Source organism: Jidongwangia harbinensis (assembly GCF_020216025.1).
GTDB lineage: Bacteria > Actinomycetota > Actinomycetes > Mycobacteriales > Micromonosporaceae > Actinoplanes > Actinoplanes harbinensis.
In genome coordinates this window covers 1-13,657 of sequence record NZ_JAIWNC010000016.1, presented here as the reverse complement: position 1 = coordinate 13,657, position 13,657 = coordinate 1, and the positions used below count along the sequence as shown (strand labels likewise).

The window sequence follows — 13,657 nt, the reverse complement described above, 5'->3', positions numbered from 1 at the left end:
ATGTGCCCCAGGTGCAGGGAGTGACACCATGGCCCGTCCGGCCATCCGAATCCGCTGGCCGTCCTGCCCGGGGGCGGGTGGACGACCGATTGATCGGGGTCGTCGGTGGGTTTCTTGTCGTACCCCCGAGGCACCATGGAAACCGTGCACGACGTCCTCGAGCAGTTCGGTCCGGCAACCCGCGAGTGGTTCCGGGCGGCCTTCGCCGCGCCCACGGCCGCGCAGGCCGGCGCGTGGCGGGCCATCGGGGCGCGGCGAAACGCCCTTGTGGTGGCGCCGACCGGCTCGGGCAAGACGCTGGCCGCATTCCTCTGGTCGCTCGACCGCCTGGCCCGCGAGTCGGCGCCGGACGATCCCCGGCACCGCTGCCGGGTGCTCTATGTGAGCCCGCTCAAGGCGCTCGCGGTGGATGTGGAGCGCAACCTGCGGGCGCCGCTGACCGGCATCCGGCAGGCGTCCGGTCGGCTCGGCGTGCCGCCGCCGGACATCACCGTCGGGATGCGCACCGGCGACACCCCGGCGGACGAGCGGCGCAGCTTCGCGCGGACCCCGCCGGACATTCTGATCACCACGCCGGAGTCGCTGTTCCTGCTGCTCACCTCCGCGGCGCGGGAATCACTGCGCGGCGTGCAGACGGTGATCATCGACGAGGTGCACGCGGTCGCCGCCACCAAGCGCGGCGCGCACCTGGCCCTCTCCCTGGAGCGGCTGGATGCGCTGCTGGAGCGGCCGGCGCAGCGGGTCGGGTTGTCCGCCACCGTGCGGCCGATCGACGAGACCGCCCGGTTCCTCGGCGGCGCGCACGACGTCGAGATCGTTCAGCCGCACAGCGCCAAAACCATCGAGATCGAGGTCGAGGTCCCGGTGGAGGACATGACCCGGCTCGACGAGGTGCCCGACGTCGAGCCGGACGACCCGGGCGCCGGCCGGCACAGCCCGTCCATCTGGCCGGCGGTGGAGGAGCGCGTGCTCGACCACATCGAGGCGCACCGGTCCACGATCGTGTTCACGAATTCCCGGCGCGGCGCCGAGCGGCTGTGCGCGCGGATCAACGAATTGGCGTACGAACGGGCCAACCCGGACGGCTCCCCACCGGCCGCCGCACCGGGCGCGCCCAGCCCGCGCCTCCCGGCCGAGGTGATGGCCCAGGCCGGCGGCGCATCCGGCGCACCGCCGGTGGTGGCCCGGGCGCATCACGGCAGCGTCTCGCGCGAGGAACGCAAGCAGATCGAGGAGGCGCTGAAATCCGGCCGCCTCCCCGCCGTGGTGGCCACCTCGAGCCTGGAGCTGGGCATCGACATGGGCGCGGTCGACCTGGTGGTGCAGATCGAGGCACCGCCGTCGGTCGCGGCCGGGCTGCAGCGCATCGGCCGGGCCGGCCACCAGGTCGGCGCCGTGTCGCGCGGCGTGGTCTTCCCCAAGCACCGCGGCGACCTGGTGTCCTGCGCGGTGGTGGCGCAGCGGATGACCGAGGGTGCGATCGAGGAGTTGCACTATCCGCGCAACCCGCTCGACGTGCTGGCCCAGCAGATCGTCGCGATGGTCGCGCTGGACGCCTGGCAGGTCGACGAGTTGGCCACGCTGGTCCGCCGGGCCGCGCCGTTCGCCGAGCTGCCCGACTCGGCGCTGCACGCGGTGCTCGACATGCTGTCCGGGCGCTACCCGTCCACCGCCTTCGCCGAGCTGCGGCCGCGGCTGGTCTGGGACCGCACCACCGACCAGCTCACCGGCCGTCCGGGGGCGCAGCGGCTGGCGGTCACCAGCGGCGGCACCATTCCCGACCGGGGCATGTTCGGGGTCTTCCTGGCCGGTTCGGAGCGCGCATCGCGGGTCGGCGAGCTGGACGAGGAGATGGTGTACGAGTCGCGGGTCGGCGACGTGTTCCTGCTCGGCTCGACGTCGTGGCGGATCGAGGACATCACGCCCGACCGGGTGCTGGTCTCCCCGGCCCCGGGTGCGCCGGCGCGGATGCCGTTCTGGAAGGGCGACGCGCCGGGCCGGCCGATCGAGCTGGGCCGGGCGATCGGGGCGCGGCTGCGTTCGCTGACCCGGGCCGGTGACGAGGCGGCCAACGCGTCGTTGCGCGGGTCCGGCCTCGACGAGTGGGCGGCCAACAACCTGATGGCCTACCTGCGGGAGCAGCGCGAAGCGACGCGCAACCTGCCGGACGACCGCACCGTCGTGGTGGAACGGTTCCGCGACGAGCTGGGCGACTGGCGGATGACCGTGCACTGCGTGCTGGGCGCCCGGGTGAACGCGCCGTGGGCGCTGGCGATCGCCCGGCGACTCGGCGAGCGGTACGGGGTGGACGGGCAGGTGATGCCCTCCGACGACGGCATCGTGGTACGCCTGCCGGACACCGCGGAGGAGCCACCCGGGGCCGAGCTGATCGCGTTCGACCCGGAGGAGATCGCCCAGCTCGTCGAGGAGTCGGTGGGCACGTCCGCGCTGTTCGCGGCGCGGTTCCGGGAGTGCGCGGCCCGGTCCCTGCTGCTGCCCCGCCGCGACCCGCGCCGCCGCCAGCCGTTGTGGCAGCAGCGGCAGCGGTCCGCGCAGCTGCTCGACGTGGCCCGCGAGTTCGCCGACTTCCCGGTGACGCTCGAGGCAGCCCGCGAGTGCCTGCAGGACGTCTTCGACGTGCCGGGCCTGGTCGGGCTGATGCGCGAGATCGCCGGTCGTAAGGTGCGGCTGGTCGAGTCCGAGACGCCGCGCCCGTCGCCGTTCGCCCGGTCGCTGCTGTTCGGATATGTCGGCGCCTTCCTGTACGAGGGCGACGCCCCGCTGGCCGAACGCCGGGCCGCCGCGCTCGCCCTGGACTCCACGTTGCTGGGCGAGCTGCTCGGCCGGGTGGACCTGCGCGAGCTGCTCGACCCGGCCGTGGTCACCGAGACCGAGGCGCAGCTGCAGTGGCTGACCACACAACGCCGGCCGCGGGATGCCGAGGACGCGGCCGAGCTGCTCCGCCTGCTGGGCGACCTGTCCGAGGCGGCGCTCGTCGCGCGGGGGGTGGAGCCGGGCTGGGCCGCGGAGCTGGAGTCGGCCCGCCGGGCGCTCCGGGTCCGGGTGGCCGGCGAGGAACGCTGGATCGGGGTGGAGGACGCCGGCCGCTACCGCGACGCGCTCGGCGTGGCACTGCCCGTCGGGGTACCGGAGGCCTACCTGGAACCGGTGCCCGATCCGCTCGGGGACCTGGTCGCCCGGTATGCCCGCACGCACGGCCCGTTCCCGGCGGCGAGCTGCGCCGCCCACTTCGGGCTCGGTGTCTTCGTGGTGGAACAGGCCCTGAAGCGGCTGAGCGCCACCGGCCGGGTGGTGGCCGGGGAGTTCTCGCCCGGCGGCGCGGGCAGCGAGTGGTGCGACGCCGAGGTGCTGCGGATGCTGCGGCGGCGTTCCCTGGCGGCGTTGCGCCGGGAGATCGAGCCGGTGCCGCCGCGGGTGCTGGCCGCGTTCCTGCCGCGCTGGCACCAGATCGGCGGCAACGCCCGCGGTGTCGACGCGGTCGCCGCCACGGTGGAGCAGTTGCAGGGCATCGCGGTGCCGGCCTCGGCGTGGGAACGGCTGGTGCTCCCGGCCCGGGTGGCGGACTACTCCCCCGCGATGCTCGACGAACTCTGCGCCGGCGGCGAGGTGGTGTGGGCCGGTTCCGGGTCGATCACCGGAAACGACGGGTGGGTGACGCTCGCGTACGCGGACAGCGCCCCGCTGCTGTTGCCACCGCCGGACGACGAGGTGGCCCTGACCCCGCTGCATCAGTCCGTCCTGGACGCGCTCGGCGACGGTCAGGCGTTGTTCTTCCGGTCCCTGTCCGACCGGCTGTCCGCCACCGACGACACTGCGCTCGCCGCCACCGTGTGGGACCTGGTGTGGGCCGGCCACCTGACCAACGACACGTTCGCGCCGCTGCGGGCCCTGCTCGGCGGGAGCGGCGCCCACAAGGCCAAGGCGGCGCCGGGCCGGACCCGCTACCGCCGCCCCGGCCGCCCGGTCATGCCCAGCCGCACCGGTCCGCCCGCGATGGCCGGCCGCTGGTCCCGCCTGCCCGACCGGGACCTCGACCCGACCCGCCGCGCCGCCGCCCTCGCCGACCTGCTGCTCGAACGGCACGGCGTGGTGACCCGCGGCGCCGTCATGGCCGAGGGCGTCACCGGGGGCTTCGCCGCGGTCTACCCGGTGCTGGGCGCCCTGGAGGAACGCGGCGCGGCCCGCCGTGGGTACTTCGTGGAGGGGTTGGGCGCCGCCCAGTTCGCGGTGCCCGGCGCCGTGGACCGGCTGCGCGCGCTCGGCGAACCCGCCGAACTGGCCCAGCGCACCGGCGCCACCGCGGTGGTTCTGGCCGCCACCGACCCGGCCAACCCGTACGGCGCGGCGCTGCCATGGCCGGAACGCATCGTCGACAGCGGCAACGGCGAACCGGTCACCGCCACCGGCCACCGCGCCGGCCGCAAGGCGGGTGCGCTGGTGATCCTGGTCGGCGGCGACCTGGTGCTGTATGTCGAACGCGGCGGCCGCACGCTGCTGTCCTTCACGGACGCCTCGGAATCCCTGGTCGCCGCCGGCCAGGCACTGGCCGCGGCGGTCCGGTCGGGCGCCCTCGGGCCGATGTCGGTGGAACGCGCGGACGGCGAGTCGGTGCACGCCTCCCCGCTCCGCGACGCGCTGACCGCGGCGGGCTTCCGCACCACGCCACGCGGCCTCCGCCTGCGCGGCTAGCAACCACGCCCACCAGGACCCCCGTCTGCGCGGCTAGCAACCACGCCCACCAGGACCCCCGTCTGCGCGGCTAGCAACCACACCCACCCGGACCCCGTCTGCGCGGCTGGAACTATGCCTCGCCGAACCGCACGGCCGGGACTACGCGGTGGGATCGTCGCGGTCGTTCGGGCGCAGTGCGAGGTTCAGCAGGTCCAGGCCGGCCACCGGTCGGAAGCCGGCCGCCGCGTACAACGTGAGCGCGGGCACGTTGTCCGACTCCGTCTGCAGCGAGACCCGCAGCGCACCGGCTGCTCGGGCACCGGCGACGACGTGCCGCAGCAACGTCCGGCCCACCCCGCCGCGGCGGTGGTTCGGGGCGACGTACAGATCCCGGATCCACCAGACGGTGCCGAGCCGCAGCGACGCCGGCAACACCGCGGTCGTGACGAACCCGCAGAACTCGTCGCCGTGGCGGGCCGCGGCCAGCGTCAGCCGGCCCTGCGTCAGCTGGTCCGCGAGCCAGGCCCGGGTCGGGCCGGGCCGGGACGCCTGACCGTAGTGGCCGCGGTATTCGTCGAACATCGCGACGACCTCGGCGAAGGCCGGATGGGCGGGCCCGACCGGCAGCACCGTCACGGTCACCGGACCCGCGTCACGGTACGCAGACACGGCACCGTCACGGTCACCAGACCCGCGTCACGGTACGCAGACACGGCACCGTCACGGTCACCAGACCCGCGTCACGGTACGCAGACACGGCACCGTCACGGTCACCAGACCCGCGTCACGGTACGCAGACACGGCACCGTCACGGTCACCAGACCCGCGTCACGGTGCGCCAGACACGGCACCGTCACGGTCACCGGACCCGCGTCACGGTGCGCAGGCACGGTGCCGGCGCCGGCAACCGGCCCGCCAGGTACGCGCCCGGGGACACGCCCATCAGCGCGCGGAAGTCGGTGATCAGGTGGGCCTGGTCGAAGAAGCCGGCGTCACCCGCCAGGTGTGCCCATTGCCGGGTGCCGGCCTGCATGAGCACCCGCCGCAGCCGGGCGATCCGGGCGAAGTGCTTCGGCGACAGCCCGATCTCGCGGGCGAACAGCGTGCGCAGGTAACGCTCGCTGACGCCCAGCCGGTCGGCGACCACACTCAGCCGCGGGGCCGGCCCGGCGGCGGGGGTCAGGGCACGCACGGCGGCGCCGACCAGGCGGCCGGCGGCCGGGTCGCCCGGCACCGCCCGGGTGCGCTCGCGCAGGGCCTCGGCCACCTGCCGGAAGAGGCGGTTCCCGGACGGCGCCCCGGTGCGGTGCGTCTCGTACGCGTGGGCCACGTCCTCGGCGAGCCGCCGTCCGGCCGCGCCCCACAGGTCCTCGATCGGGGTGCCGCGGTCGGCGAGGTCACTCACCGGCGCGCCCAGCAACGCCCGGGTGCCGCCGGTCCGGACCCGCATCCGGAAGCAGACGGGCGCGCCGTCGGCCGGGTGGTAGGTGCCGCGGGTCCGGGGGCCGGTCACGATCAACTCGGCTCGGCCCCGTGGATCGCTGCGGACCACCAGCGTGCTGGCCACGTCCGGCGCCTGCACCACGGTCTGCCGGCTGCCTCCGGTGAACACCGCGACCTCGTCGATCCACGGCCGGAGACCGGCGTCGACCTGCGGCCCGGCAGGGTCCGCGCCGATCAGCCACGGAGCCGGGCCGGGCGGGCGGTGCGCGGAAACGGAGACCGTCATGGCCCCACGCTAGCCGCGCCGCCGACCGGTCGCACCGCCGGAATCTCCAAGACAAGCGCCGCACCAGAACCTCCACGATCCGCGAGACCACACCGGAACCCCCAAGGCAGCAACCGCCGCACCCGAACCCCCACGATCCGGGAGACCACGCCGGAACCCCCAAGACGGCAACCGCCGCACCCGATCCCCCACCATCCGCGGGACCGTGCCGGAATCTCCAAGTCCCGGCCCGGCGGCGGCACCGACCGTGGATCGCATGATTCTGATTACCGGCGCCACCGGCACCATCGGCCGCGAACTCGTCCGCCACCTCGCCGCCGAGGGTGTCCCGGTGCGCGCGCTCACCCGCGACCCCGCCCGGCTGGCCGACCGGCCCGGCGTGCAGGTCGTGCCCGGCGACTTCGCCGACCCCGGCTCGCTGGCCCGGGCCGCGGACGGTGTGTCCGCGGTGTTCCTGCTGTCCACCGGGCCCGGCCTGCCCGCCCACGACGAGGCGATGGTGCGGGCCGCCGTCGGGGCCGGCGTGCGGCGCCTGGTCAAGCTGTCCACCATGGTCACCGACGAGCCCGCGCTGCGGCTGGCGGCGTGGCACCGGCCCGGCGAGGCCGCGGTCCGGGAGAGCGGACTGGACTGGACGGTCCTGCGGCCCAGCACGTTCGCCTCCAACGCGCTGCAATGGGCCGGGCCGATCCGCGCCGGACGGCCGGTGGCCAACCTGTCCGGGACCGGCACGCAGGGGTTCGTGGACCCGGTGGACGTCGCGGCGGTGGCGGCGGCCGCGCTGACCGGCGGGGGCCACGGTGGGCGTACCTACACGCTCACCGGGCCGGACCTGCTCACCGTTCCGGACCAGGCCGCGGTGCTGGCCGGCGTGCTGGGCCGGCCGGTGCGCACCGAGGACGTGCCACCGGAGAGGGCCCGGGAGTACCTGCTGGGCGGCGGCACACCGCCGGAATGGGTGGACCTGATTCTGGAGGGCAGCGGGTACGTCGCCGCGGGCGGTGTCGCGGTGCTGACCGACGACGTGGCCACCGTGCTCGGCCGGCCGCCGCGCAGCTTCCGGGAATGGGCGGAACGGCACCGGTCCGCGTTCGGGTGACCGCCGCCGGCCCGGGCGTCCGGTACCCGGCCGGTGGCCGGGTACCGGACGAAGGAACCCGAGCCACCCGGTAGGCCAGCCAAAAGAAGCCAACCGGCGGCCAGCCAGGAGAACCCACCCGGCACCCGGCCAGAAGAACCCACCCGGCTCAGGCCAGCTGCGGTGCCACCGCCGTCGCCACCAGCTCGATGTGGTGCAGGTCGGTCAGGTCGAGCGTCTGCAGGTACACCCGGGACACGCCGGCTTCGGCGTACCGGGAGATGAGGTCCACCACCTCGTCCGGCGTACCCACGGCGGCGCCGTTCTCGCGAAGTTCGTCGACGTCGCGGCCGATGGCCGCGGCGCGGCGGCGCACCTCGGCGTCGTCCCGGCCGCAGCACAGTGCCAGCGCCACGGACATCGCGGGCGGCGTCTCCCGGCCTACTTCGGCGGACGCGGCGCGGACCCGGTCGAACAGTTCCCCGGCCTCGGCGAGCGTGACGAACGGCGCGTTGAACTCGTCGGCGTACCGGGCGGCCAGGGCGGGCGTGCGCTTCGGGCCCTTGCCGCCGATGACGACCGGCGGGCGCGGCGACTGCACCGGCTTCGGCAGCGCCGGCGAGTCGATCAGCTGGTAGTGCTTGCCGGTGAAGGTGTACGGCTCGGTGGCCGCCCACAGGCCGGTGACGATCTCGAGCTGCTCCTCGAGACGGTTGAAGCGTTCACCCAGCGGCGGGAACGGGATGCCGTACGCCGCATGCTCCCGCTCGAACCAGCCGCCGCCGAGGCCGAGTTCCACCCGCCCGTTGCTCATCTCGTCCACCTGGGCGACGCTGATCGCCAGCGGGCCGGGGTAGCGGAACGTCGCGGACGTGACCAGCGTGCCCAGCCGGATGCGGGAGGTCTGCACGGCCAGCGCGCCGAGCGTCACCCACGAGTCGGTCGGGCCGGGCAGCCCGTCCCCGCCCATCGCGACGAAGTGGTCGCTGCGGAAGAAGCCGTCGAACCCGGTCTCCTCGGCCAGCTGGGCGACCCGGCGCTGGTCGTCGTAGCTGGCACCCTGCTGCGGTTCGACGAAGATAACTAGACGCATGTCAACACCCTGCCAGACGGTTGATCGCTTCGCCGGGACGCGCCGGGGGGACGTACCCCACACTCTGCGTGCCGGAGCGCTAACGTTGGCCACCATGGGCGGGTATGGATGGATCAGCCTCACCACGGACTACGGCACGTTCGACGGTTTCGTCGCGGCGTGCCACGGCTCGATCGCGCGGATCGCGCCGGAGGTCCGGGTCATCGACGTGACGCACCACGTGCCACCCGCCGACGTGGCCCGGGGCGCGGCGGTGCTGGCGCAGACCGCACCGCACCTGCCGGCGTCGGTGCACTGCGCGGTCGTCGACCCGGGGGTCGGCACCGACCGGCGCGGCATCGCGATCGGCACACCGGACGGTGTCCTGGTCGGCCCGGACAACGGCCTGCTGGTGTGGGCGGCCGAGGCGCTCGGCGGCCTGGCGACCGTGGTGGAGCTGACCAACCCGGACTGGTTCCTGAGCGGTGTCTCCCGCACCTTCCACGGCCGGGACGTGTTCGCGCCGGCGGCGGCCCGGATCGCCGCGGGGGCGCCGCTCGCCGACGCCGGGCCGCCGGTGGATCCGGAGACGGTGGTACGCCTGCCCGACCCGGTCGTGACGGTCGCCGACGGCTGGATCGAGTCCGAGGTGATGACCGTGGACCGGTTCGGCAACGTGCAGCTCGCCGCGCCCGGTGACGTGCTCGCCGGGCTCGGCGCCGACCTGCTGGTGAACGGCAACGTCCGGGCCCGCCGCGGCAGCACGTTCGCCGACGTCGACCGCGGTGACCTGCTGGTGTACGAGGACTCGGCCGGCCGGGTGGCGATCGCGGTGAACAACGGCCGCGCCGTCGTGGTGCTGTCGGTCCGCCCCGGCGACCTGGTCCGCCTCACCCCGCGGGAGCCGGCCTAGCTCAGATCCGGTGGTGCACCCAGACGTTGGGTTCCACGTACACCGCCTGGTCCTGGGTGGCGTCGCAGTGCACCGGCACCAGGGCCTCCGGCACCTCGACCGGACCGGACGTGTCGAACGGCAGCCCGGTCCACTCCCGCCACTGGGCCAGCGTCCCCGGGATCACCATGCTGGAGTGCGCCACGTTCACGATGCGGGCGCCGGCCCGGACGTGCACCCGCAGCCACGGGTCCACCGGCAGGCCGTCGGGGCGCGTCGCGTGGGCGTACCCGTCGATCGGGGTGTGCGCGTGGCCGGACCGCCCGCTCGGCCGGACCGGGGCGACCAGGTCCCGGAAGCCGAGCTTGGCCACGTTGTCGCGCATGGCGGTGAGCATGACGCCGGACAGCCCGCTGCCGCGCAGGTCCGGGCGGATCAGGATCTCCAGGGCCGACACGATGGTCGGCTCGGCCCCGCGCAGCCGGTCGTGGGCGCTGGTGCGGATCGCCCAGTCCCAGCCGCCCTCCGGCAGCCCGGCGGCGATGTCGCCGTCGAACGCGAGCGGCACCGACATCGCCTTCGCCACCGCCCGGCCGGTGTCGCGGTCCACCGCGAGCAGCGCGTATTCCGGATAGGCCGTTTTGACGTAGCCGTAGTACAGCCCGCTGGTCGGGTCCTGCATCATGAACCGGGGCCAGCAGTTGTCCAGCTGCGCCCACAATTCCTCGCGGCCGGGTTGCTCCGCCACGGACGCGATGTCGAGATCCATACCGGCAGCATGGCAGGGCGGCGGCGATCAGGCATCCCGGTTTCCGGCCGGGGTAAGGAGGGAGCATGCCCGAGGGTGACACCGTCTGGAACACCGCCCGCGTCCTGGAACGTGCGCTGGCCGGTGACGTGCTCACCGGCTCGGACTTCCGGGTGCCGCAGCTCGCCACCACCGACCTGACCGGCTGGACCGTGGCCGAGTCGGCCAGCCGCGGCAAGCACCTGCTGCTCCGGCTGGCCCGCGACGACCGCCGCTGGACGCTGCACTCGCATCTGCGGATGGACGGGGCGTGGCGGGCGTACGCGCCGGGCGAACGCTGGACCGGCCGGCCCGCGCACCTGATCCGGGTGGTGCTGAAGACCCGCCGGTCGGTGGCGGTCGGCTACCACCTGCACGAGGTGGCGCTCTTCCCCACCGCGGACGAGGAGCAGACGCTGGGTCATCTCGGCCCGGACCTGCTGGGTGCGGACTGGGACCCGGAGGAGGCGGTGCGCCGGATCGCCGCGCACCCGGACGCCAGCATCGCCGAGGCGCTGCTGGACCAGCGCAATCTGGCCGGTGTGGGCAACCTGTACAAGGCCGAGACGCTGTTCCTGCGCGGGCTGTGGCCGTGGACGCCGGTGAGCCGGGTGCCCGACCTGCCCGGCACGGTGCGGCTGGCGCAGAAACTGGTGGCGTCGAACCGTGGCCGCTGGAGCCAGACCACCACCGGCTCGCTGCGCCGGGGCGAGACCAGTTACGTGTACGGGCGGCGCGCGAAACCGTGCCGCCGGTGCGGAACGGCGATCGCCAAGGCGGAGCAGGACGACCGGGTGACCTACTGGTGTCCGGTCTGCCAGCCGAAACCGGACTGACCCGGGCGGCCCGGTCAGCTCGACCGGGCAAGGTGCTCGACGACCTGCCGCTGGAGTTCGGGGTCGACCTGCCGGTCCCGCATGGCCCGGCGTACCAACTGCTGGTCGGCGCCGTGCGCGCGCAGGTGACCGAGCAGCACGGTGTATCGGTCGGCACGCCGGCGGACCAGCTCGGAGACCAGGCGCAGTTCGAGCCGCACGGCCGGTACGACGTGGGAGCCGAGACGGACCGGGACGTAGTGCCGCCAGGGCCCCGGACCGGCGCACTCCACCGTGTCGGTGCCGGCCGGCCACTCCACCGTGCTGATCTCCACGTCCGTCCCGGCGACGCGGAACCGGGCGAAATACTGCCGGGCGTCGGCGAGCCAGGTCGGCGGCAGGGTGCAGGGAAGTCCGGACAGCGCCGCCGCGAGCCGGTCCACGTCGTCGCGCCGGGCCAGCAGGAGGTCCACGTCGCCGGGGTGGAGCGGCACGCCCTGCGCCAGCGCCGCGGCCGTCCCGACCAGACGGTATTCCAGCCCGGAGGTGCCGGCGATCGCCTCGAGGACCGGGCGGAGCACCGCCCGCAACCGAGCCGGTGCCGTGCCGTCCGTCCGCATCACTCCATGGTGGCGGCCGGGTACGACAGTTCCGCCGTCAGGCGGCCGGTGCCGCGGGCCCGCCGTAGCGGCGCAACTCGGACAGGCCGTCGGCGAGTCCGCGGAGCCGGTCGGTGGCCTCGACCAGCCGGAAGAAGCTCGGGTGCCGGTCGTCCGCGATCGGCTGCCCGTCCTCGGCGACCCAACCGGCGGCCGCGGCGACGAGCCGCTCGTACGCGGTGACGCCCTCGGTGAACTGACCGGCCAGGCTCTCGTGCGCCGCCTCCAGGGCGGGACGCTGGTCCGGCGGGCTCAGCGGCACGGCCCGTTCCACGCCGGCCACCCGCTGGCCCAGGTCGCGCAGCCAGTGTTCGGCGGCGGCGGCCTCCAGCACCGCCGCCTCGCCCGGGCCGGTGAGCCGGCCGCTGAGCGTCTGCAGCGTCTGGGTGGCCCGGTCCAGCCGGTCCCACGCCTTCGCCACCGCGGAGCCGCGCAGCGCGTACCGGTCCTTCTGCCGGCGCACCTCCTGCAGCACCTGACGGCCGGCCGGGAAGCGTTCCACCGCCGCCATCAGCTTGGCGCCGGGCAGTGCCGGCGGCGGGGCCGGCGGCGGCGGGATCGCGGCCAGCTCGCGGTGGTCGCGGAAGCGCCACACGGCCAGCGCGAGCGAGGCGCCGGCACCGGCGGCCCAGGCCGCGTCCGCGACACCGATCCCCGCATACGGGGTGAGGACGGCGGTGGCGGCGGCCAGCCCGCCTCCGACGACGCTCCACCGCCGCGCGGCGCCGCGCAGCCGCTTGAGCCGGCGGAAGTACCGGGTCCGCTCGTCCACCGTCGTCCTCCCAGGGTCAGACCGCTCAGCCGGCGGCGCTGGTGTCTCCGCGCTTCTGGTTCATGCTGGCGCGCAGTTCGTCCAGCCGGGCCACGCTCGCCGGGTCGGCGGCCGGGACGGCGCTGGTGGTGCCCTGCTCGACCGCGGGCTGCGCCGGGGTGCCACCGAGCTTCTCGCCGGCCATGCTGGCCCGGATCTGCTCCAGGCGGGACGAGCCGGCCATGTCGAGGCTGGACTTCTGCACCTCGAGCATGCGGCCCTCGACCGAGTTCGACGCCAGCTCGGCGCGGCCCATCGCGTTCGCGTACCGCTGCTCGATCTTGTCCCGCACCTCGTCCAGCGACGGCGTGTTGCCCGGCGCGGCGAGCGAGGACATCGACTCCAGCGACTTGGCGACCGTCTCCTGCATCTTGGCCTGCTCCAGCTGGCTGAGCAGCCGGGAGCGCTCGGCGATGCGCTGCTGCAGCACCATCGCGTTGTTCTCGACCGCCTTGCGGGCCTGGCCGGCCGCGGAGAGCGCCTGGTCGTGCAGCGTCTTGAGGTCTTCCATCGACTGCTCGCCGGAGACCAGCTGGGTGGCCAGGGTCTGCGCGGTGCCCTCGTACTTCTGCGCCTCGGCCTCGTCGCCGGCCGCCCGGGCCTTGTCGGCCAGCACGAGCGCCTGCCGGGCCATGCCCTGCAGCTTCTCGACCTCGGACATCTGCCGGTTCAGCTTCATCTCCAGCTGGCGCTGGTTGCCGATCACGGCGGCAGCCTGCTGGACCAGCGCCTGATGCTGTCGCTGGGCGTCCTCGATGGCCTGCTGAATCTGGACCTTCGGGTCGGCGTACTCGTCGATCTTCGCACCGAAGAGCGCCAAAAAGTAACGCCAGCCCTTGACGAACGGGTTCGCCATATCCGCGGTATCCCCTCAATGTCGCTCAGTCGAACGCGTCACCGACAGGCAGCGAACCTGCACGCTGGCGCGGGATCCATCGTGTCAGCTCAGTGCCACTACCGTCACGCGACCTCAGGGGGTTCTCAGGGACATCTCCCGCAGATCCCCGGGTCCCGACATCGAGGCTACGCGCAGAAACGCGTCGGGGGGGCGCCCCCACCGCGGCGCCCCCCCCGCCCAGGCAAAGGGTACTGCGCAGGGGGGGGTGCTAAACGGGCGGGGGC

At 74.4% G+C, this 13,657-nt stretch carries 11 protein-coding genes; 4 read left to right on the top strand and 7 right to left on the bottom strand.

Annotation, left to right across the window (positions count from 1 at the left end; translation table 11 throughout):
• Positions 1 to 144: 144 nt before the first annotated feature.
• Positions 145 to 4,710 carry an ATP-dependent helicase gene (locus LDL48_RS20655; protein ID WP_372472154.1) on the top strand — a complete coding sequence of 1,522 codons (4,566 nt, stop codon included), beginning with the start codon at positions 145 to 147 and terminating at the stop codon, positions 4,708 to 4,710.
• A 141-nt stretch (positions 4,711 to 4,851) separates the two neighbouring features.
• Here LDL48_RS20655 and LDL48_RS20650 read toward each other — a convergent pair whose 3' ends face one another.
• Positions 4,852 to 5,361, bottom strand: a complete 510-nt coding sequence (locus LDL48_RS20650; RefSeq protein ID WP_225256826.1) for a GNAT family N-acetyltransferase — start codon at positions 5,359 to 5,361, stop codon at positions 4,852 to 4,854.
• Between the two features lie 190 nt (positions 5,362 to 5,551).
• Positions 5,552 to 6,421, bottom strand: a complete 870-nt coding sequence (locus LDL48_RS20645; RefSeq protein WP_225256825.1) for a helix-turn-helix domain-containing protein — start codon at positions 6,419 to 6,421, stop codon at positions 5,552 to 5,554.
• 256 nt (positions 6,422 to 6,677) lie between these two features.
• Here LDL48_RS20645 and LDL48_RS20640 point away from each other — a divergent pair, with 256 nt between their 5' ends.
• Positions 6,678 to 7,520, top strand: a complete 843-nt coding sequence (locus tag LDL48_RS20640) for an NAD(P)H-binding protein (RefSeq protein ID WP_225256824.1) — start codon at positions 6,678 to 6,680, stop codon at positions 7,518 to 7,520.
• Between the two features lie 148 nt (positions 7,521 to 7,668).
• Here the strand turns inward: LDL48_RS20640 and LDL48_RS20635 are convergent, their stop codons facing one another.
• Positions 7,669 to 8,592 carry an LLM class F420-dependent oxidoreductase gene (locus LDL48_RS20635; protein WP_225256823.1) on the bottom strand — a complete coding sequence of 308 codons (924 nt, stop codon included), beginning with the start codon at positions 8,590 to 8,592 and terminating at the stop codon, positions 7,669 to 7,671.
• 94 nt (positions 8,593 to 8,686) lie between these two features.
• Between LDL48_RS20635 and LDL48_RS20630 the strand changes: the two genes are divergently transcribed.
• Positions 8,687 to 9,484: an SAM hydrolase/SAM-dependent halogenase family protein gene (locus LDL48_RS20630; RefSeq protein WP_225256822.1), complete on the top strand. Its 798-nt coding sequence runs from the start codon at positions 8,687 to 8,689 to the stop codon at positions 9,482 to 9,484.
• A gap of 1 nt (position 9,485) precedes the next feature.
• Here LDL48_RS20630 and LDL48_RS20625 read toward each other — a convergent pair whose 3' ends face one another.
• Positions 9,486 to 10,232, bottom strand: coding sequence for an N-acetyltransferase (locus tag LDL48_RS20625; RefSeq protein WP_225256821.1), 747 nt, complete (start codon positions 10,230 to 10,232; stop codon positions 9,486 to 9,488).
• A gap of 65 nt (positions 10,233 to 10,297) precedes the next feature.
• On the opposite strand from LDL48_RS20625, the gene LDL48_RS20620 reads away from it, so the two are divergent.
• On the top strand, positions 10,298 to 11,086 hold the full coding sequence (locus LDL48_RS20620) for a DNA-formamidopyrimidine glycosylase family protein (RefSeq protein ID WP_225256820.1): 789 nt from the start codon (positions 10,298 to 10,300) through the stop codon (positions 11,084 to 11,086).
• A 14-nt stretch (positions 11,087 to 11,100) separates the two neighbouring features.
• Here LDL48_RS20620 and LDL48_RS20615 read toward each other — a convergent pair whose 3' ends face one another.
• From LDL48_RS20615 to LDL48_RS20605, 3 genes are read right to left on the bottom strand one after another with little or no spacing between them, the layout of a single operon-like run.
• The gene (locus LDL48_RS20615; RefSeq protein ID WP_225256819.1) at positions 11,101 to 11,685 is read right to left on the bottom strand and encodes a hypothetical protein; all 585 of its coding nucleotides are present in this window, start codon (positions 11,683 to 11,685) and stop codon (positions 11,101 to 11,103) included.
• A gap of 37 nt (positions 11,686 to 11,722) precedes the next feature.
• Positions 11,723 to 12,496: a phage shock envelope stress response protein PspM gene (gene pspM, locus LDL48_RS20610; protein WP_225256818.1), complete on the bottom strand. Its 774-nt coding sequence runs from the start codon at positions 12,494 to 12,496 to the stop codon at positions 11,723 to 11,725.
• A 25-nt stretch (positions 12,497 to 12,521) separates the two neighbouring features.
• Positions 12,522 to 13,391, bottom strand: coding sequence for a PspA/IM30 family protein (locus tag LDL48_RS20605; RefSeq protein ID WP_225256817.1), 870 nt, complete (start codon positions 13,389 to 13,391; stop codon positions 12,522 to 12,524).
• Positions 13,392 to 13,657 lie beyond the last annotated feature (266 nt).

What these genes read in the sequence shown, in the direction of transcription:
- LDL48_RS20615 (WP_225256819.1), bottom strand. Translation starts at nt 11,685, where the DNA reads ATGCGGACGGACGGCACGGCACCGGCTCGGTTGCGGGCGGTGCTCCGC.
- LDL48_RS20640 (WP_225256824.1), top strand. Translation starts at nt 6,678, where the DNA reads ATGATTCTGATTACCGGCGCCACCGGCACCATCGGCCGCGAACTCGTC.
- LDL48_RS20630 (WP_225256822.1), top strand. Translation starts at nt 8,687, where the DNA reads ATGGGCGGGTATGGATGGATCAGCCTCACCACGGACTACGGCACGTTC.
- LDL48_RS20605 (WP_225256817.1), bottom strand. Translation starts at nt 13,391, where the DNA reads ATGGCGAACCCGTTCGTCAAGGGCTGGCGTTACTTTTTGGCGCTCTTC.
- LDL48_RS20635 (WP_225256823.1), bottom strand. Translation starts at nt 8,592, where the DNA reads ATGCGTCTAGTTATCTTCGTCGAACCGCAGCAGGGTGCCAGCTACGAC.
- LDL48_RS20620 (WP_225256820.1), top strand. Translation starts at nt 10,298, where the DNA reads ATGCCCGAGGGTGACACCGTCTGGAACACCGCCCGCGTCCTGGAACGT.
- LDL48_RS20625 (WP_225256821.1), bottom strand. Translation starts at nt 10,232, where the DNA reads ATGGATCTCGACATCGCGTCCGTGGCGGAGCAACCCGGCCGCGAGGAA.
- LDL48_RS20645 (WP_225256825.1), bottom strand. Translation starts at nt 6,421, where the DNA reads ATGACGGTCTCCGTTTCCGCGCACCGCCCGCCCGGCCCGGCTCCGTGG.